Source organism: Aeromicrobium phragmitis (genome assembly GCF_003674095.1).
In the GTDB taxonomy this organism is placed as follows: domain Bacteria; phylum Actinomycetota; class Actinomycetes; order Propionibacteriales; family Nocardioidaceae; genus Aeromicrobium; species Aeromicrobium phragmitis.
In genome coordinates, this window is record NZ_RDBF01000032.1 from 1 (window position 1) to 859 (window position 859).

At 71.0% G+C, this 859-nt stretch carries 1 protein-coding gene; it reads left to right on the forward strand.

Translation table 11 applies throughout. The annotated features are described in order from the left end of the window. Positions 1–699 (forward strand): type III PLP-dependent enzyme domain-containing protein (locus D9V41_RS17900; protein ID WP_208006903.1); only part of this gene is annotated, 699 nt, incomplete at its 5' end. Between the last annotated feature and the right edge of the window lie 160 nt (positions 700–859).

Sequence of the window (859 nt, forward strand, 5' to 3'; positions counted from 1 at the left end):
GAATCGACGTACCCCGGCCAGGACGGCGGGTTCGAACCCGTCGCCGTGGCGGACGGCCTCGACCGGTACGCAGGACTGAGGGGAGCGGAGATCGCCGGTGTCACCGGCTTCCCGTGTCTCAGCTTCGAACCCGAGACAGGGCGTCCCGAGCCCACGCCCACGCTCGACCGCGTGCAGGCGGCCGCGAAGGCGATGCGTGAGGCGGGGATCGACCCGGTCGTGTCGCTGCCGAGCCACACCAGCGTCAGTTCCATCCCCGAGATCGCGCGACTGGGTGGCGCGTTCGGTGAGCCGGGTCATGCCCTCACCGGGACGACTCCTCAGCATGCCGTCGACATGGACCTGCGCGAAGTGCCGGCGCTCGTGTACGTCTCCGAGATCGCCCAGCTGGGCACTGCTCCGAGCGTGTTCGGAGGCGGCTTCTACCACCGCGGACATGCCCGTCACGTGATCGTCGCGACGCCCCGAGGGCGGCGGCGTGCGGTACTGCACAAGGCCCCGGCAGCGAGCATCGACTACTACCGGCGATTCACCTGGGTCGATGACGGTCCCGAGGCCACGATCGGTGACACCGCCGTCATGGCCCTCCGGACGCAGATCTTCGTCACCCGGTCCCGGGTCGCGGTGGTCTCCGGAGTCGGGACCGGACGGCCGCAGCTGGACGGCATCTACGACCCCGTGGGAAGGCGTGTGGCATGACCGCTGGCTCGCACCGATCGGCGACGATCCTCGTCCTCGACGGTTTCGGTATCGGCGCGATGCCCGACGCCGCCGCGCTGCGCGTTGAGGACGCGTCGGCGGACACCCTCGGGGCCGTCGCCGACTGGTCGCTGCGTGAGCGCGGCCGGCCGCTGCGCGT